This is a genomic window from Amycolatopsis sp. Poz14 (assembly GCF_006704225.1).
Classification (GTDB): domain Bacteria; phylum Actinomycetota; class Actinomycetes; order Mycobacteriales; family Pseudonocardiaceae; genus Amycolatopsis; species Amycolatopsis nivea.
On the sequence record NZ_JACLHD010000001.1, the window covers coordinates 5,533,546 to 5,551,114 of the forward strand.

At 69.6% G+C, this 17,569-nt stretch carries 17 protein-coding genes; 10 read left to right on the forward strand and 7 right to left on the reverse strand.

Annotated elements, in window-relative coordinates:
* The first annotated feature begins 75 nt into the window (after nt 1-75).
* A complete protein-coding gene (locus FKO37_RS26245; RefSeq protein ID WP_238606145.1) occupies nt 76-1,746 on the forward strand; it encodes an AMP-binding protein in 1,671 nt (556 codons plus the stop codon).
* A complete protein-coding gene (locus tag FKO37_RS26250; RefSeq protein WP_238606146.1) occupies nt 1,747-2,823 on the forward strand; it encodes a CaiB/BaiF CoA-transferase family protein in 1,077 nt (358 codons plus the stop codon).
* Nucleotides 2,824-3,057: 234 nt separating this feature from the next.
* Here the strand turns inward: FKO37_RS26250 and FKO37_RS26255 are convergent, their stop codons facing one another.
* From FKO37_RS26255 to FKO37_RS26265, 3 genes are all read right to left on the reverse strand, one after another.
* A complete protein-coding gene (locus FKO37_RS26255) occupies nt 3,058-3,729 on the reverse strand; it encodes a TetR/AcrR family transcriptional regulator (RefSeq protein ID WP_238606147.1) in 672 nt (223 codons plus the stop codon).
* Nucleotides 3,730-3,801: 72 nt separating this feature from the next.
* A complete protein-coding gene (locus FKO37_RS26260) occupies nt 3,802-5,157 on the reverse strand; it encodes an MmgE/PrpD family protein (RefSeq protein ID WP_238606148.1) in 1,356 nt (451 codons plus the stop codon).
* Nucleotides 5,158-5,231: 74 nt separating this feature from the next.
* Nucleotides 5,232-6,038 (reverse strand): phytanoyl-CoA dioxygenase family protein, encoded by an 807-nt coding sequence (locus FKO37_RS26265; protein ID WP_238606149.1) that lies wholly within the window; start codon nt 6,036-6,038, stop codon nt 5,232-5,234.
* A 144-nt stretch (nt 6,039-6,182) separates the two neighbouring features.
* Here FKO37_RS26265 and FKO37_RS26270 point away from each other — a divergent pair, with 144 nt between their 5' ends.
* Together FKO37_RS26270 and FKO37_RS26275 are read left to right on the forward strand one after the other, a co-directional pair.
* Complete coding sequence (locus FKO37_RS26270; RefSeq protein ID WP_308196588.1) at nt 6,183-7,049, forward strand: LysR family transcriptional regulator; 867 nt, start codon at nt 6,183-6,185, stop codon at nt 7,047-7,049.
* Nucleotides 7,050-7,129: 80 nt separating this feature from the next.
* The gene (locus tag FKO37_RS26275; protein ID WP_238606151.1) at nt 7,130-7,579 is read left to right on the forward strand and encodes a MaoC/PaaZ C-terminal domain-containing protein; all 450 of its coding nucleotides are present in this window, start codon (nt 7,130-7,132) and stop codon (nt 7,577-7,579) included.
* 7 nt (nt 7,580-7,586) lie between these two features.
* Here the strand turns inward: FKO37_RS26275 and FKO37_RS26280 are convergent, their stop codons facing one another.
* From FKO37_RS26280 to FKO37_RS26290, 3 genes are read right to left on the reverse strand one after another with little or no spacing between them, the layout of a single operon-like run.
* Nucleotides 7,587-8,705, reverse strand: a complete 1,119-nt coding sequence (locus FKO37_RS26280; RefSeq protein ID WP_238606152.1) for a zinc-binding dehydrogenase — start codon at nt 8,703-8,705, stop codon at nt 7,587-7,589.
* Nucleotides 8,702-9,226 carry a nuclear transport factor 2 family protein gene (locus FKO37_RS26285; protein ID WP_238606153.1) on the reverse strand — a complete coding sequence of 175 codons (525 nt, stop codon included), beginning with the start codon at nt 9,224-9,226 and terminating at the stop codon, nt 8,702-8,704. Before FKO37_RS26285 ends, FKO37_RS26280 begins: the two co-directional genes overlap by 4 nt.
* Nucleotide 9,227: 1 nt before the next feature.
* Complete coding sequence (locus FKO37_RS26290) at nt 9,228-10,007, reverse strand: SDR family NAD(P)-dependent oxidoreductase (RefSeq protein WP_238606154.1); 780 nt, start codon at nt 10,005-10,007, stop codon at nt 9,228-9,230.
* 103 nt (nt 10,008-10,110) lie between these two features.
* Between FKO37_RS26290 and FKO37_RS26295 the strand changes: the two genes are divergently transcribed.
* From FKO37_RS26295 to FKO37_RS26320, 6 genes are all read left to right on the forward strand, one after another.
* On the forward strand, nt 10,111-11,697 hold the full coding sequence (locus FKO37_RS26295) for a class I adenylate-forming enzyme family protein (protein WP_238606155.1): 1,587 nt from the start codon (nt 10,111-10,113) through the stop codon (nt 11,695-11,697).
* Between the two features lie 26 nt (nt 11,698-11,723).
* The gene (locus FKO37_RS26300) at nt 11,724-13,637 is read left to right on the forward strand and encodes an NAD(P)/FAD-dependent oxidoreductase (RefSeq protein WP_238606156.1); all 1,914 of its coding nucleotides are present in this window, start codon (nt 11,724-11,726) and stop codon (nt 13,635-13,637) included.
* A complete protein-coding gene (locus FKO37_RS26305) occupies nt 13,634-14,383 on the forward strand; it encodes an SDR family NAD(P)-dependent oxidoreductase (protein ID WP_238606157.1) in 750 nt (249 codons plus the stop codon). Before FKO37_RS26300 ends, FKO37_RS26305 begins: the two co-directional genes overlap by 4 nt.
* Nucleotides 14,383-15,306: an alpha/beta hydrolase gene (locus FKO37_RS26310; RefSeq protein ID WP_238606158.1), complete on the forward strand. Its 924-nt coding sequence runs from the start codon at nt 14,383-14,385 to the stop codon at nt 15,304-15,306. The genes FKO37_RS26305 and FKO37_RS26310 overlap by 1 nt, the downstream gene beginning before the upstream one ends.
* Before the next feature lie 42 nt (nt 15,307-15,348).
* Entirely contained in the window at nt 15,349-16,119 is a 771-nt protein-coding gene (locus tag FKO37_RS26315) for a FadR/GntR family transcriptional regulator (RefSeq protein ID WP_238606159.1), read from the forward strand.
* Between the two features lie 120 nt (nt 16,120-16,239).
* Entirely contained in the window at nt 16,240-17,175 is a 936-nt protein-coding gene (locus tag FKO37_RS26320) for a helix-turn-helix domain-containing protein (protein WP_238606160.1), read from the forward strand.
* A gap of 55 nt (nt 17,176-17,230) precedes the next feature.
* Here FKO37_RS26320 and FKO37_RS26325 read toward each other — a convergent pair whose 3' ends face one another.
* Complete coding sequence (locus tag FKO37_RS26325) at nt 17,231-17,545, reverse strand: EthD family reductase (RefSeq protein ID WP_238606161.1); 315 nt, start codon at nt 17,543-17,545, stop codon at nt 17,231-17,233.
* Nucleotides 17,546-17,569: the final 24 nt, after the last annotated feature.

The following is a 17,569-nucleotide window of genomic DNA, read 5'->3' on the forward strand; positions in this document are numbered from 1 at the left end:
GTTCTCGTGCTCTTCCCGAGGCGCACAGACCGACAACACGGCTGAAAGGCCCGACGTTCAAGGAGGAACGGCAGCGTGGCTGAGCTGATGCACGTGACCGGCGGCCAATTCACGCCGGTGACAGTTGAGGACGCGAGAAGGTTCCGACGCGACGGGCATTGGTCCAGCCGCTCGGTACGCTCGCTCCTGGCACGGGCGGCCGAACGGCACCCGGAACGGCTCGCGGTGATCGGCTACCGCGGCGGCGAATGCACGGAGCGGCTGACCTACGCCGAACTGTCGGACGCGGCGAGCGAGGCCGCTGGGGTCCTGACCGCCGCCGGAGTCGGTCCTGGGGACGCCGTCGCGGTGATGCTGCCGAGTTCGGCCGCGTTCGCGAGCATCGTTTTCGCGCTGAGTCAGATCGGCGCGGTGTATACCGGCGTGCCTGCCTCTTACGGCGAACGCCAGGTGCTGCCGATCGTCCGCCGGTCGCGAGCGAAGATTCTGGTGCTGGGTGCGAGGAACGGGAATCGCGACCTGCTGGCGCTCGCCCGCCGTGTCCGTCGCGAAGCACCTGAACTGGAGCGGGTCGTCGTGGTGGACGATCCGCCGCCGGGCCTCGAACCCGGCGAAGCGCGGTGGAGCGACCTTGCCGGGACCGCGGCACCAGAACCGGCGGACACCCCGGACTCGTTGTGCTACCTGGGATTCACCTCGGGAACGACGGGCGAGCCGAAAGGCGCGATGCACACCAGCGAGACGTTGGTGTACGCGGTCGACGGATTGGCCGAGCATCTCGGCGACGCCGTCCTCGGCCGGCCAATGGTGCAGGTAAGTGCCTTCCCGGCTGGGCACCACGCGGGATACGTATGGGGCGTGCTGTTCCCTGCGTTGTTGTCGGGCACTGCAGTGCACCTGGACCGGTGGAATCCCGCGCAAGCCGCCGGGATCGTCGAACGCGAACAGGCGACGATGTTCTTCGGTGCCCCGACCCATCTGCAGGATCTGGTGCGGACCGAACTGGCGGAGTACCGTGGCAATTCGCTGAGCTGCGTGGTGATCTCCGGTTCGTCGGTGCCCCGAACGCTTCCGGAAGCCGCATCGCAGGCACTCGGTGCGTACGTCGCACCGGCGTGGGGGATGACCGAATGCAGCATTCTCACCGCGTGCACCCCGCTTGAGAACGCGGCAATCCAGCAGACCGACGGCTCGCCGTTCGCCGGTTCGGAAGTGCGGGTGGTCGACGAGCATTTCAAAAACGTCGCCCCGGGGGAGATCGGCGAGCTTCTGATGCGCGGTCCAGGCGTCACTCTCGGCTATTTCGACCGGGAGGGCGCGACACGCGACTCGTTCGTCCCCGGCCGGTGGTTCCGGACCGGGGACACCGCCGCGATCGACGAACGCGGACGGTTGTCGCTGCACGGCCGCACCAAGGACATCATCGTGCGCGGCGGGGAGAACATTCCGGTGGTGGAGATCGAGACCTTGCTGTTCGACCATCCGGCAGTGCTGGACGCCGCGGTCGTCGGGTATCCCGACGAGCGGCTGGGAGAACGGGCGTGCGCGGTGCTCCGGCTGAAGGAGGGCGCGACGCTGGAGCTCGCCGAACTGGGGGAGCACCTGCTGCGCCACGGGCTGTCCAAGCACTACTTGCCTGAGCGGCTGCTGTTTCTCGACGAGCTGCCCAAAACGCAGAGCGGCAAAATCCGAAAGTTCGAACTGCGCAACCTGCTCGCCTCGGCCGCGCATGTCGGGCAGCCGTAGATGTCCGCTCCGCTCGCCGGGATCCGGGTCCTCGACCTGTCCGCGTTGCTGCCCGGCCCGATGGCGACCCTGCTGCTCGCGGAGGCGGGCGCGGACGTCGTCAAGATCGAACGGCCGCCGGACGGGGACGAGATGCGCGCGTTCGACGGGCCCGCCGACGGAATCTCGGCCGCGTACACCTTCCTCAACGGCGGCAAACGCGTCTTCGCCGCGGACCTGAAGAACCTGGCCGAGCGCGACCGGGTGCGGCAGCTGGCGGCGGAGGCGGACGTTCTCGTCGAACAGTTCCGTCCCGGTGTCGCTGCCCGCCTCGGCCTCGGCTACGAGGATGTTCGAGCGGTCAACGAGGCGATCGTCTACTGTTCGATCACCGGATACGGGCAAACCGGCGCACTGGCGCGGAAAGCCGGGCACGATCTGAATTACCTGGCGGACGCCGGGGTGCTCGGAGCCGCGCTGGACGGGACGGGCCAACCCGCGCTTCCTCCGGTGCCGATAGCGGACATCGCAGGCGGCTGCTACCCGGCGGTGTTGAACATACTGCTGGCGCTCCGCCGGCGTGATCTCGACGGAACCGGTTGCCGCCTCGACATCTCGATGACGCACAGCCTCCAACTGCTGGCGTACGCGCACACCGCACGCTACGCGGCAGAGGGGGAGTGGCCCCGACCGTCGGGTACCGTCGTGACCGGCGGTACTCCGTGGTACGCGGTCTACCAGACAGCCGACAACCGGTTCGTTGCGGTCGGTGCGCTGGAGGAAAGATTCCGGCGCAGGCTCGCCGAACTTGTCGGCCTGTCTTGCGGAATCGGCGACGGCGACCAGGTTCGCGTGGCGCTGTCGGCAGGGATCCGATCCCGTACCGCAGCGGCGTGGCGCGAAGTGTTCGCGGGCGAGGACGTCTGCGCGAACGTGGTCAACACGTTCGCGGAGGCCGAGGACGCAGGGCTGGTGGACACTTCAGGGCGACTCCGAACGGTCGTGGCCGAGACGTTGCGCGTGGCGTCCGGGAGCCCGGATGCGCATGAACTGCCGCCGCTGCCGTTCCCGTCCGGCTGGCCGCAGTCGGCTGTTTGAGCACGTCGACAGGCTTCTGCGACCTTGCCTGGCCTGCTGACGGTCAGCGCCGGAAGATCGTCTTGCAGATCTCGACGGCGGAACGCCGTCGTCCTGCGGCCCGCGAGTGCTTGCCCGACGCGCTGTCGAACTCGCTGCGCAACGGCGCAGGTCACTGGCGCGATATGCGCTTTCTGCCGGGGAGCTTGCTGTTCGAGGCAGAACATCCGCGGTCGACCGGCGCCGCGGCCCGGGTCAGTCCGGCGGGGCGCTGAAGACCGGTGCGAGGGTTGACGGGGCAGAAGGAGCGGCCCGCGGTCCGGAGAGCGCGTTCCGGGTCAGGTGTTTGAACGTCTCGATCGTCTCGTCGAGGGAACCGCGGTCGGGATCCCACCATTCGGTCGCCCAGTTGACCGCGCCGAACAGGAACATCCGGGTCGCGCGGGGGTCCAGGTCCGAGTCGACCTCGCCCGCCTCGACACCGGCTTGGATCAGGTCGCGCCACAACTGCCCGGTCTCGCGTTGGTTGTCGAGCTGACGCGCGCGAATGTCTTCCGGCAGCCGGCCGAGGGTGTGCATCGCGGCGGCGGTGTAGGAAGACTCCTTCAACACCATCTCCAAGTGGGCGGCGAAGGCGGCGCAGATCCGGTCCATCGCCGTTGCGTCGGTCGGCAGTTCGGCAAGGCGCGTCCGCACGTTGTCGATGGCCATCCGGTCGCCGATGTTGACGACCTCCTCGATGAGCGCTTCGCGTGACTCGAAGTAGTAATAGACGGCTGGGACCCGCAGTTGTGCGAGCGTGGCGACTTCGGAGATCCGGGTGCCGTCGAAACCCTTTCGGCTCACCAACTCCGCCGCCGCGTCCAGGATCCGCCGCCGGGTCCGGTCGGACTTGCGTTCCCGGTCTCCGCTCGATGCCTTCGCCACCTTGCCCCCTTCTCCTGGGGAAAATCTACAAGGTGTTCGAAGAAGGGGGCAAGCGTCCCCGAGCCGCCGAGGCTAGGGCTTTTCCTCGCCGAGCGCCTCGCTCAGCGGCGCGACCTCCCCGGCGTCGGCGAGGGAGCCGAGCGCGGTCGCCAGTGGGCCGACGGCGGCGGGATTCTCGCCGGCCGAGATGTAATTGCGGCGCAGAGTGTCGAGCACTTGACCCGCGGTGTCGAGCGAGAAGCGCGGATTGTCGTTGCCGTCCCGGGAACGCAGGGTCTTTCCGTCGGCGAGCCGGAGGTCCACTGTGGTCGCGTAGCCGTCCAGTTCCGGGGCGGTCTCGACGGTGACCCGCCCGGCGACGTCCAGCAGTTCGGGGTCGTCGAGTTTAGCGTAGCCGGTGTGGTCGAGTGAACCGCGCACCAGCTGGAGAGCGGAGGCGAAGGGCGCGCTGAGCAGTGCTTCAGAGAAGTTCGTGAACCCGTCGGTCTTCGCGACTCCAGGATACTCGGCGGCGATGGGGCTCATCCGCACCACGACGGACGCCACCGAATGCGCGTCGGGAGCCAGTTCGCGCAACTGATTGACGAGCGACTGGTTCCAGCCGCAGGTGAGCGCGGCCTTCAGTCGGGTGCGCTCGATTTCGCACGGTCGGGAGCCGAGCGGGCTGAGGTCGATGTCGACCGGGCGACCGGCGAACGCCGCGAGCACGCCGTCGCCACCTTCCAGCGCGAAGCGGGAGCCTTCGGCCCCGGCCTGGGCGAGGAACGCGGAGGTCACCGCGTGACGGGCTGCGAAAGCCGGGGCCAGGAACCATTCGTCGGTGCCGGCGAAGAACGGATGGTTGAGTCCGGCAGCTCCCTGCGACGCGACGGCGAGGGCGTGCACGTGCTGCTCCGGCGTCAATCCCAGGATCATTCCCGCCGCCACAGTCCCGCCGAACAACGTGTAGACCGACGGCGGCCGGAAGCCGCGTTCGATGGTCGGCATCGCGGCGGCCCCGCCGAGCCGTCCGATCATTTCGTGACCGGCGACTGCTGCCTCGATGAACCGTCCGGCAGGGAGATTGCCGCCGAGTGCTTCAGCGGCGGCCAGGATCGCGGGGAACACGACGACACCAGGGTGCGAGGAGCTTTCGGCGTGCGTGTCTTCGCGAAAGTCGCCGTGGCTGGCCGCAGCGTTGGCGAACGCAGCCCCTGCTGGCGTGGCCGAACGGAAGCCATGGGCCACTACGGTGGCGGTGTGTCCGGGCTCGTACTGCGCGACGTACTCCACGGCGGTGCGGGCGACCGGGTTCTGGAGGCCGAGCCGCATCACCCCGAAGATCTGCAGCGAGTTGCGCAGAACCGCGTCGCGTGCAGAGTGCGGGAGTCGGGTCGCGTCGACGGCGGTGACGGTGGCGACGAGGTCTTCGGCTAACGAGGTGGTCATGGCGTCCTTCGGGAGTGAGCCGGGGTTCAGAGGTGCTTCCGGCCGCCGCAGCGGCCGGAAGCGACAGCCGCGAGTCAGCGCACGACCGGGAATTTCGCGTGGTCGAGCGGGGTGTTGACCGGGATGCCGAGCCCGTCGGTCAGCCGGTTCGGCGCGCCGGTGTAGAGGCTGTCGGCGTCCATGTAGCCGATGGAGACGGCCCACCGGGATTCGTCGCTCTGGTTCGGGGCGGCGCCGTGGATGGTCAGGTCGGCGTGGATCGTCGCGTCGCCGGCCTTGAGCGACAGCGGCGGGGAGACCAGATCCGGTTTGACGAAGCGCTCGAGCCGGTCGGCGTCCGGGCGCATATGCGCGTCGCGGCCGAGCGAGCCGAGCCGGTGGCTGCCCGTCACGAAACGCAGCGTGCCCATTTCGGCGGGCAGGTCCATCAGGGCCACCCAGACCGACAGCGACCGCGAACGGTCGATCGGCAGGAACGGGAAGTCCTGGTGCCAGGAGGTCTGCTGTCCTCCCTGGGCGGCCGGCGTTTTTTCCATGATGATCGACCGCAGGTGCCGGACCTCGTCGCAGTCCAGCAGACTCCGCGCGATCCCGGCGATGCGCGGCGAGTAGACGACCGACGCGAACAGGTCGTCCACGGATTCCGCCGACGGGTAGAGCCGGTGCTGCGACTGGAACCGCGGGTCGTTGATGTAGTTGTTCTTGGTCGCGTCGAACTCGACCTCCGGGGGCCGGTTCTCGTCCGCCGTGCGGATCGCGCTTTCCCGCAGGGCCAACGCTGTCTCGCGCGGCACGACGTTGCGGACCACGGTCCAGCCGGACTCGCGGAACTCCGTCACCTGGTCAGGGCTCAGTTCGGTCTCCTGCAAGACGCTTCCCACGAGCGCCCCTCCTTTCCGTGGCTTCCCCGGAACCGTTCCGGCGCTGCCCGAAACGCTAGGAGCGGCTGTGCCATAGGGCAAAGACCGATATCCTGACGGCCCCACAGGCAGTGCCTATGACCGCAGGTCCTTCAGGAGTGCGCCATCGACCGTCGCCACCTCGTCTACTTCCTCGCCGTCGTCGACCACGGCTCGTTCACCGCGGCGGCACGAGCCGCGCGCGTCGCGCAGCCGAGCCTGAGCCAGGCGATCCAATCGCTTGAGGCGGAGGTAGGCGCGCCGCTGTTCCGGCGCGGTCCCGCGGGCGCTGTGCCGACCTCGGCGGGCGAGGCGCTCATCGGCCCCGCCCGCGTCGCGATGCGCAGCCTCGACCTGGCGGCGGCCGCCGTCGAGAACGTCCGAGGCTTGCAGACCGGACGGCTCGACGTGGTCGCCCATCCCACGCTGGCTTCGGATCCGCTCGCGGCGCTGGTCGGCCGGTTCCGGGCCACGCATCCCGGACTGCACGTCCGCATCGGCACGCCGGACTCGCACAGCGTCTCCGAACTGGTCGAAACGGGCCTTTACGAGATCGGCCTCGCTCTCGGGCCGGTCGCGACTGGCGCCTTGGGCGTGCTGGAACTGCCGCGGGAGGAGGTCCTGATCGCGTTCGGCCCCGGTTCCTCCCGGCAGCCGGGGGAGATCGTCGACGTGCACGAACTCGAGTCGATCCCGCTGGTGGTCGATCCGCGGGTGCACCCGAAGGCGGTCGGGCTGTTGGCCGGGCACGGGGTGGAACCGAAGATCTCGGTGGAGACCTTCCACCGGGATTCGATCGTCCCGCTGGTGCTGGGCGGGGCCGGTGCGGCGCTGGTGGCTCCCCGGATGGCGGAGTGGGCGGGCCGGCACGGCGCGATCGTCTGCAGGCTCCGCCCGAAACTGCACCGGCAGCCGGTGCTCCTCTACCGGCGCGACGACCTGACGGCGGCGGCGAAGACGTTCGTGCGGCTGGTGGCCGACGGCCCGCGCTGAACGCAGGAGAATGCCTGTCGCTGGCGAGAAGATGCGCGACAGGCCGCACGGACTAGGGTGAGCCATCCGGGAGGTGAGCGATGATGCCGTTGTGGTTCGAGGACTTCGCTGCGATGGACGAGGACCTCGTCTCGCCCGGCCGCACGGTGACCGAAGCGGATGTGGTGTCGTTCGCCGCGACCACCGGTGATTACAACCCGATGCACACCGACGCGGTCGCGGCCGCGGAAGGGCGATTCGGCGAACGGGTCGCGCACGGCGCGCTCGGGTTGTCGTGGTGTCTCGGCCTCAGCTCGCGGACCGGGGCGTTCGAGGGTTCGGCGCTGGCGTTACTGGGCATCGAGAACTGGGAATTCCGGGCACCGCTTCGATTCGGCGACACCGTGCACACGCGCGTGCGGGTGGTCGGTACGCGGATGACCGGGCGCGGCGACGCCGGGGTCGTGCGAGTGCGGAACGACCTGGTGACCCAGGACGGCGTCGTCGCTCAGACCGGTCTGATGTCCTATTTGGTCCGCGTTCGTCCCTAGCCCGGGTTCAGCCGACGCCCGGCGCGATCATCACGTGCACCGCGTCCTCTCCGGGCACGCGTCCGGCCAGTGTCTCGACCGCTTGCGCGACGGAGTCGAGGCCGAAGGTGTGAGTGTGCATCCGTTCGAGCGGGTACTTGCCGGATTCGATGAGCCGGAGTGCGGGTTCGAACGCGCGGATGTCTTGGGACCACAGGCCTTTGATTGTCAGTTCCTTGGTGATCACCGCGTCCGGCAGGAAGCCGGGGACGGTTGCCCCGGAGCCCTTGACCCCGGCCAGCACGACGGTCGCGCCGGGTTTGGCGATCGCGATCGCGTCCGCAATGGGCTGGGTCGAGACCGCGGTGACGTCCACGACCACGTCGGCCCCTTCGCCGTCGGTGTGCTCGGCGATGGCATCGACGGTGTGTTCCTCGTCGGCCACCACGGTGACGTCCGCGCCGAAAAGCTTGGCCAGTTCCAGTTTGTGCGCGTCGCGGGCCAGTCCGGTGACAATGATCCGACCGGCGCCCGCGTCACGGGCGGCGACGATCCCGGCGAGCCCGCGTTGTCCGCAGCCGAGGATGACCGCGGTGTCTCCGCTGCGCAATCCGGAATCGTGCGCGAACCAGCGGATCCCGGCGGCCATCGGCTGGTAGAGCGCGGCTAGTTCGAGCGGCAGGTTCTCGCGGAGTTTGTGCAGGACGGTGCGCGGGTGCAGGTACAGGTATTCCGCGTAACCGCCCCACAGGCTGGGCGTCAGCGCGGTCGGCAGGTAGCCGTAGGCGTTGATCGCCGCGCCGTTGCCGGATCCCTTGCAGCGGCGGTAAGAACCGGTGAGGCAGGCGCGGCAGGAACCGCAGCCGAGCACCGGTTCCACGGCGACCCGGTCGCCGGCGCGCACGCCCCAGCGGCGGGCGGCGGCAGGCCCGATTTCGGCGATGGTGCCGATCGGCTCGTGGCCGGGGATGACCGGGTAGGTGACGCCGAGCGCGGCGAATCCGCCGTCGTACTGTTCAACGTCGCTGCCGCACATTCCGCAGGCGTCCACCTTGAGGAGTGCTTCGTCCGGGCCGATCCGGGGCACGTCGAATTCTTCGATCTCGAATCGCCGATCGGCGACCTGGACCGCGGCGCGGGCTTTCATTTCGCTCCCATGAGGTCGGTGCGGCCGGGGCCGGTGACGAAGTCGGAGTCGCGGCGGGCACCTTGGACGAAGGCTCGGCTGGCGACGCTGCCCAGCGCCCACGGCGCGAGCACGGTGGAACCGCTCCAGTCGTGGATCATCTGCCGGTACGCGATGCGCCAGTTTCCGTCGCGCCGTTCGACGCGGTCGACGTAGCGGCCGCAGAAGACGTTGACCTCGTCCTGGTCCTTCTGCTTCTGGAAGGTCAGTACGATCGCTTCGGAGAACGCCCGGTCGCCGTCGAGTTCGACAAGGTGGTTGGTGACCGCGTGCGTGGTCCATTCCGTGCCGGCCAGCTTCGCGGCGACGATCCGGTCCGCGAACTCCCACGCCGGGCCCGCGTCCGCGCCGTGGTTGTCGTAGGCGTCCGGCCAGAACGCCCGCTTGACCAGGTCGGCGTCGCATCGGTCGATGCCGCGGCAGTAGCCGAGCAGCAGGTCGGCGATTTCCTGTTTCGCAGCCAGTTCCTCGGGGGTCAGCACGTCAGGACTCCTTCGGTCGGGGGGAGAGTTCGGCGCCGTAGTAGCCCGCGGTCCAGCCGCCGTCGACCGGGATCACGGCGCCGTTGACGAACCGGGCTTCCGGACCGCAGAGGAAGACCACGGGCTCGGCGATCTCCGCCGGGCCGCACCAACGCCGCATCGGCGTGTTCGCGCGCATCGACGCGGTCAGGTCGGCGGAGCCGAAGAACGAACTCGTCATCGGGGTTTCGACCACTCCGGGGGCGACGGCGTTGCACCGGATGCCCTGGTCGCCGCACTCGACAGCGGTGACCTTCGTCAGCATGATCAGCCCCGCTTTGGCGCTGCTGTACGCGGCTCGGTCGCGGAACGCGGCGAGCCCGGCCATCGACGCGATGTTGACGATTTTCCCGCCGCCCTGGGCGATCATGCCGGGGATCGCCGCGCGTGACAGCGTGAACGGCGCGACGAGGTCGACGTCGAGGGTGCGGCGCCAGTGTTCGGGCGTGAGATCGAGCATCGGCAGTACCTCGCGCACCCCGGCGTTGTTGACCAGGATGTCCAGCCCGCCGAAGCGGTCGCGCACCCGGTCGGGCAGTGCCGAGGTCTGCCGGTCGTCGGCGAGGTCGACCGCGAATGACGCGAGGTCGTCTCCCGGGCCCAGTTCGGCGGTGGCTCGTTCGAGCGCGGCTTCGTCGACGTCGGCCAGCGCGATGCGCGCTCCGGCGGCGCGCAGCGCCCGGCAGATTTCCGTTCCGATCGCGCCTCCGGCTCCGGTGACGAGCGCGATTTCCCCGTCCATGGCGGCTCCTTCCGTCCACCTAACAAGTATCATAGTTCGCGGCCCTTGACAGTCCCTCCGCAGCCGGATTACTAGTATAAGAGTTATCCGAGGAGGTATCGACGTGTCTGACTCGGCGCGCACCGCGCGGCAAGCCTCCGGCGGCCCCACTGTCGCGTCCGTGCTGCTGCGCGGGCACCGCGAGTACGGGGACCGGCCGGCGATCGTGGAACCCGGCGGCCGCGCCGTTTCCTACCGGGAGCTGGGCTCGCTGGCCCGGCGGCTGCTGGGCGGGATCCGTTCGCTCGGGCTCGGCAAGGGCGACCGGGTCGTCGTGCTGACCAAGAACCGGCCCGAATGCTTCGTGCTCGACCACGCGCTCGCGATCGGCGGGTTCGTCCGCGTCGCGCTGAGCTACCGGCTGCATCCGCGCGAGGTCGCGGAGATCGTCGCCGACTGCGGTGCCCGCGCGGTGGTCGTGGACGGGGAACGGCTGGCCGAGATCAGCGCGGCGCTGCACGGCACGGTCGCTCTCGTCGCGCTGGACGACCCGGCCGGGGAAGCGGTGCCGTTCCAGGACCTGTTCCCGGAGCGGGAAGCGGAACCGGCGGAGGTATGGCCGGGCGACATCGCGTGGATGCCCTACACCTCGGGCACCAGCGGGCGGCCGAAAGGCGTGATCCACACGCACCGCAGCCTGCTGGCGATCATCCGGAACGTGCTCGTGGAGCTGCCCGGCGCGGCGAGTTCGGACGTGCTTGCGCACACCGCGCCGCTGACCCACCTCAGCGGGTACGCGATGCTCGCGTACTTCATGCGCGGCGCGAGCCAGATCGCGCTCGGCCGGTTCGACGCCGAGGAGCTGACCGGGATCGTCGAGAAGCACAAGGTGACGGTGCTCCCGTTGGTGCCGACGATGATCAACCTGATGCTGCCGGTGCTGGAGTCCGGCAAACACGACGTGTCGAGCGTGCACACGGTGCTGTACGGCGGCTCGCCGATCGCTCCGGACCGGCTCGCCCGCGCGATCGCCGTGCTTGGCCCGGTGTTCGTGCAGTCATACGGGCTCACCGAAATGCCGTGGTCCTCATGGCTGCCTAAGCAGGACCACATCTTCGACCCGGACGCCGAGCTGCCGCCGCGGCTGGCGTCCGCGGGCCGGGTGAGCCCGTTCATCGAGATGCGCTTGGCGGACGTGTCCGGGCAGCCGGTCGCGGACGGCGAGCCAGGCGAGATCCAGCTGCGCGGGGACGCCGGCATGGCCGGGTACTGGAATCTGCCGGACGAGACCGCCGAGACGATCCTCGACGGCGGGTGGATCGCGACCGGGGACGTCGGCCGGATGGCCGAGGGGTTCCTGCAGATCGTGGACCGCAAGAAGGACATGATCGTCAGCGGCGGGTTCAATGTCTATCCGACCGAGGTGGAGAACGCGATCTACACGCTGCCCGGCGTCGCCGAGGTCGCGGTGGTCGGCGTGCCGGACGACCGGTGGGGCGAGACGGTGCGCGCGGTGGTGGTCCGGCGTACCGGAGCCGCGGTGACCGCCGAGGAGATCGAGCAGGTCTGCCTCGACACGATCGCCGCGTACAAACGGCCGCGCACCGTCGAATTCGTCGACGAACTGCCCAAGACCGGCACCGGGAAGATCATGCGCCGCGAGCTGAAGGCGCAGTACTGGGCGGGCCGCGAGCGGCTGGTCAACGGATGACCGCCGGCGGGAAAGGAACCTCCGCGATGCACGAAGCGTTCGCGGCGACGGTGCGGGCCGCGGTGCGGGACGCGAACGTGCCCACTCTGCTGATGGTTCTGGTGCAGCTCACCGGAGACCAGCGGTGGCTCGGCGCGCCGTACCAGCCGACCCGCGGACGCGGTCTGAGCGAGAACGACACCGGCGGCCTGCCGGTAGAGGCCCAGGACGAGATCCGGACGGCCGCCGCCGAGGCGATCATCGCGTGGCACGGCGGGAAACCGGTGGCGTTGCCGGATCCGGGCGAGGATCTGCTGACCCGGATGCTGTCGGTCGCGATGGGCGAGGAAATCCCGGCCGAGTACGGGCCGATGGTCGCCGACGACCTGGGAATCGCCACCAGCGGCGAGGACCCGGTCCACGAGACGGCGGCACCCGCTGGCTTCACCGCAATCGTCGTCGGCGCCGGGATCTCCGGCCTCCTGGCCGCGCACCGGCTCGGCACGGCCGGGGTGGAGTGCACGGTCCTGGAGAAGGACGACCACGTGGGCGGCACCTGGTGGCACAACCGGTATCCCGGATGCGGCGTCGATGTGCCGAGCCACCTTTACTCGTACTCGACCGTCGTGGCGGACTGGCCGCGCTACTACGCCTCCCGCGACCAGTTGCACGAGTATCTCGAAGACGTCGCCGACCAATGGCGGCTGCGCGACCGCATCCGGCTGTCCACTGTGGTCCATTCCGCGTCATGGGACGAAGCGGCGCAGTTGTGGACGGTCGAGATCGAGGGCCCGGAAGGACGCGAAACGCTTCGCGCGAACATCTTGATCAGCGGCGTCGGCGCGTTCGGCGCGCCGAAGCTGCCCGATCTGCCGGGGCTGGCGGAGTTCGCCGGGGAATCGTGCCACACCGCGGAGTGGCCGGAGGGGCTCGATCTCGCCGGCAAACGGGTCGGCGTGATCGGCAACGGGGCGAGCGCGATGCAGGCGGTGCCCGCGATCGCCGGGACGGCCGCGTCGCTGACGCTGTTCCAGCGCTCGGCGCACTGGGTGGCGCCGTTCGAGAAGTTCCGGCAGGACATCCCCGAACCGGTGCGGTTCCTGCTGCGCGAGGTCCCGCTCTACCGATTCTGGTACCGGGAACGGCTCGCCTGGGTGCTCAACGACACGCTTTACGAATCCCTGCAACGAGATCCGGAGTGGCCGCACCCGGAGCGCTCGATCAACGCGATCAACGACGGCCACCGCCGGTTCTTCACCCGGTACCTCGAAGGAGAGCTGGCGGGCCGTCCCGACCTGATCGAGAAGGCCACCCCGGACTACCCGCCGTTCGGCAAGCGGATCCTGCTCGACAACGGCTGGTACCGCACGCTGCGCCGCGACGACGTCGAACTCGTCACGGACCCGATCGAGCGGATCTTGCCGGCCGGCGCGCGGCTGAAGTCCGGCCGCGAGGTCGAGTTCGACGTGCTGATCTTCGCGACCGGCTTCGACGTCGTCCGGTTCCTGGCGTCGTTCGAGGTGACCGGCAGGGACGGGAAAACGCTGCGGGAGGTGTGGGATGACGACGACGCCCAAGCGTACCTCGGCACAGCGATTCCCGGGTTTCCGAACCTCTTCTGCCTGTACGGGCCGAACACCCAAGCCGGGCACGGCGGCAGCCTGATCTTCTACCTCGAATGCCAGATGCGGTACGTGCTCAGCCTGCTGGACCGGATGGGCCGGGCGGGCGCGGCGGTCGCGGACTGCCGCCCGGAGGTCAGCGAGAAGTACAACGCCGAGGTCGCCGCCGCGCACGAGCGGATGATCTGGACCCACCCGGGCATCACCACCTACTACCGCAACTCGCGCGGCCGGGTCGTGGTCAGCAATCCGTGGCGGGTCCTCGACTGGTGGCGGATGACGAAGGAAGCCGATTTGGCCGACTACCGGATCGCGGGTCCGGCGGAGGGAACACGATGAGCAAAAGGTTCGACGGCAAGGTCGCGATGGTCAATGCCGCCGCGGGCGCGGGAATCGGCGGCGTGGTCGCGCGCCGGTTGCTCGCCGAAGGCGCCCGCGTGGTCGTCACCGACCTGAGCGCGAAGCGGCTGGACCGGCTCCAGGACGAGCTGACCGCGGCGGCGGGGGAGGAGAACGTACTCGCCCGGGCTCTCGACGCGGCCGATGAAACCGGCGTGCAGGAGCTGTTCGCCGACGTGAGCGCGACGTTCGGGCAGCTGGATGTTCTGGTGAACAGTGTCGGTTTGAACCAGCTGGCACCGTTTCCCGGCACCAGCTTGGAGAATTGGAACCGGGTGCTGTCGACGTCGCTGACGGCCCACTTCCTGCACGCCCGCGCCGCGTGGCCGTTGCTGCGGCGATCGGCGGCCCCGGCGATCGTGAACGTGTCCTCGTTGGCCGCGGAATCGCCGGCGCCGTTCGGCGAAGTCGCTTATGCCGCAGCTAAGGCGGGTGTGCTCGGCCTCACCCGCGCGCTGGCCAAGGAAGGCGCGGCGGACGGGATCCGCGCCAACGCTGTGATGCCGGGCCTGATCTGGAACGATAGCCTCACGAAAGCCGTCGCGGCGGACTACGTCCAGGCATACCGGGACGTGCAGCCGCTGGGCCGCGACGGCGAACCGGACGAGGTGGCCGACGTGATCCTGTTCCTCGCTTCGAGCGACAGCAGGCACGTCACCGGCCAGACGATCCGAGTCGCCGCCTGATGCCGGAAATCCCGCTGCCGCCGGAACTTCTGGAGTTCCAGCGGACATTGCGACCTCCGGCGTCCGGGGATTCGCGGGAGCTGCTGGCGTCTTTCGACGCGTACACCAACCAGGCGATGCCCGAGATCGGCGGGATCGAAGCAAAGGTCCCGCTCCGCGAGGTGAACGGCTGGCAGGTCACCGCCGACATCTACCGGCCGCCGGGCGAACCGCCGTTCCCCACGCTGGTCTACCTGCACGGCGGCGCGTGGGTGCTGGGCACGCCCGCCACTCATCGGCGGCTGGCCGCGGACCTGGCCACGTTGGGGCTGCTGACGGTCGTGGTGGACTACCGGCGCGCCCCTCGGCACCGCTTTCCGGCGGCGGTCGAGGACACGCTGCACGCGGTCGAATGGGCGCGGTCGGCTGCGGAGAGTTTCGGGGGAGACCGCGACCGGCTTCTGCTCGGCGGGGATTCGGCCGGGGCGAATCTCGCCGCCGCGGCACTGGCGACCGGTGCCGCGGGCCCGGTCGCCGCCGCGCTGCTGTGCTACGGGATCTACGACGTCCAGCGGTCGCTGCCGGTGGTGGAAGACCTGGTCGGCGGACGCGATCCGGACACCCAGCTCTATCTGGAACCCGACGACGCCCGGCGGCTAGTCGATGATCCCCGCCTGCATCCCGAACGCTACTGCGCCGGTTTCCCGCCCAGCCTGGTCCTCGTCGGCGATCAGGACCCGCTGCTCGGCGAATCCCTTGCGCTGGCCGACCGGCTCGCCGCCGCCGGCGCCCCGCACGAACTGGCCGTCGTCGCCGACGCGCCACACGGTTTTCTGCAACTGCCGACTCATCCGGGACACGCCGAGGGACTGCAGCGGATCAGCCGGTTTCTCGCTGGTCACAGCCTCGCCGACACGCCCGGCGCGCGGAACCGGGCGCGGTAATAGATATACTAGTTTCTCGGCGAACGATCGGGGGAAATGGCCATGACGGCGACCGAACCGGCGGTCCGGAGGGGTTCGCTGCCCGCGCACACCGCACGGCGGATCCTGCGGGACTTCCTGGAGCGGGGCCTGGAGCCCGGAGACGCGCTCGCGGACGAGGCGACGCTCGTCGAACGGTACGGCGTCTCGCGCGGCACGCTCCGGGAAGCATTGCGGCTGCTCACTTTCCTGGGCGCAGTGGTCGTGAAGGCGGGCCCGCAGGGCGGGGCGCGACTGGTCACGCCTGGCCCCGCGGTGGTCGGCAGCGCACTGGGCATGGTCGTGCAGTTCCGCGGGGCGACGCTGCGCACCGTCTTCGAATCACGGCTGGCGATCGAACCCGAGGTCGCCGCGCTGGCCGCCGCGCACCGCAAGGACGCCGACCTGGCGCTGCTGGACGAGTCCGTCGCATCGCTGCGCTCCGCACGCCGCAAGCGCGGCCCGGAATTCGCCGCGCACAGCGGGCGCTACCACCTGCGGGTGGCCGAGGCGTCGCACAACGACGTGCTGGCCACGATCGTGCCCGCGCTCGCGGTGATGACCACGACCGTGCCGTGGCGCTTCCCGCAAGGCAGCCGAGAGGAATTGACCGGCCTCATCGCGACCGTGGTGGACGCCATCCGGTCCGGCGACAGCGCCACGGCCAGGGCCGTCACGCACGTGATGATCAAATCGGTGGTGGACGGCCTGCAGCGGGATCAGCCCGCGGCGCTGGAACGCCGGATTTTGTGGCCGGACGTGGACGAGGTCCTGTCCGGGGACCGGGACGCCTGACCCGGCCGGTCGGCCGGATTCGCGGGGTGGCGGCTCCGGGTAATTAGTGTCATAGTTGCGCGATCAATCCCGCGGGCGCCTGGTTCTCGCGGAGGCAGTTCTCGATGAGGAGGCTTGCCGATGGCCGAGGAAGGCGTGCCGGAGTGCATGGACGTCGTCGACGGCATGCTCACCAGCCATCTGCCCTGGGCGGTCGAGGATGCACGCGCGGCACCCGGCCCGTCTTCGCTTCGCCGCGCCACTGCGGGCGAGTTCCGGGTCGTCTCCTGTGCCGCGGGAGCCGGACGGTACCGGCGCCGCAGGCGGGAAATTGCTCTGACCACCGGATCATACGTGGGACTGCTGATGGTCACCGGCGGCGAGGAAATCGTCGAGCAAGGCGGCAGGCAGGTCGCAGTCACTGCGGGTTCGATGCTGGCTTGGGACAGTGAGCGAAGCGCTGCGTGCTGTATTCCCGAACAGGTCTCGAAGCTGACCTTGTTCGTGCCGAGGGAGCGGTTCGCTCAACTGGTGCCGCGCCCGGAGTTGATGACAATGCGCACCTTCTCGCCTTCGCAGGCGATCCGGTTGCTGCGCGTGCTGCTGGACGAGTTGCTGGACAGCGCCCCGCTGGACCAGGAGACGGTGCCCGCCGCCGGGGGTGCGGCGCTGGAACTGCTGCGCGCGGTCTGCCGGCAGAGCCTGCCCAGCACCGGCCGGTGGGACGACGCGGTCCACTTGCGGGCCGCTCTCGACTACATCGACCGTCATCTGGGCGATGCCCGGCTGGATCCGGCGCGGGTCGCCCGGGCCAGCGGGGTCTCGCTGCGCAGGCTCTACGAGCTGTTCGAAGCCGCGGACCGGCCGGTGTGGGCGCACATCCGGCAGCGGCGGCTGGCGCGGGCGCACGAGGAACTCAGCCGCACGCCGGCGCGAGGAACGATCGCCGGCGTCGCGCGATCGGTCGGGTTCGTCAATTCAGCGCATTTCACTCGGGCCTTCCGCGCCGAATTCGGCGTTCCGCCGTCCGCGCTGCGGCGGCGCGGGGAGGAGGCACCGGTTCCGCGCAGGCGCTGACCGCGGGGGCGGAGCAGCCGCATCGTTCCGGCGTCTCCGCCCCCCTCGGAACGCTTTACCGCACGACGTTCGCCGGGCCGGAGAGGATGGTCACGCCTGCTCCGGCGAAGTTCGGCAGATCCGCGAGCGCGGCCTCGCCCTCGGGGCCGCCGACGCTCGCGTTCGCGGTCTCCTGGTCGGCGAACCCGAGCACCGCGACCAGGTAGTAGTCGGGAGCCTTGCCGTCGGGACCAGGTCCGGGGCGGCTGACCGTGAACGACTCGAGACCAGGCAGCTTCAGGGTGAGCGGTGTGTGCACTCCGTCGTAGTGGGCGTCGAAAGCCGCCGGGTCGGCCGGATGACGGTAAAGCGCGGTCAGATGAAATGTCATGGAAAGCTCCTCGGGATCAGGCAG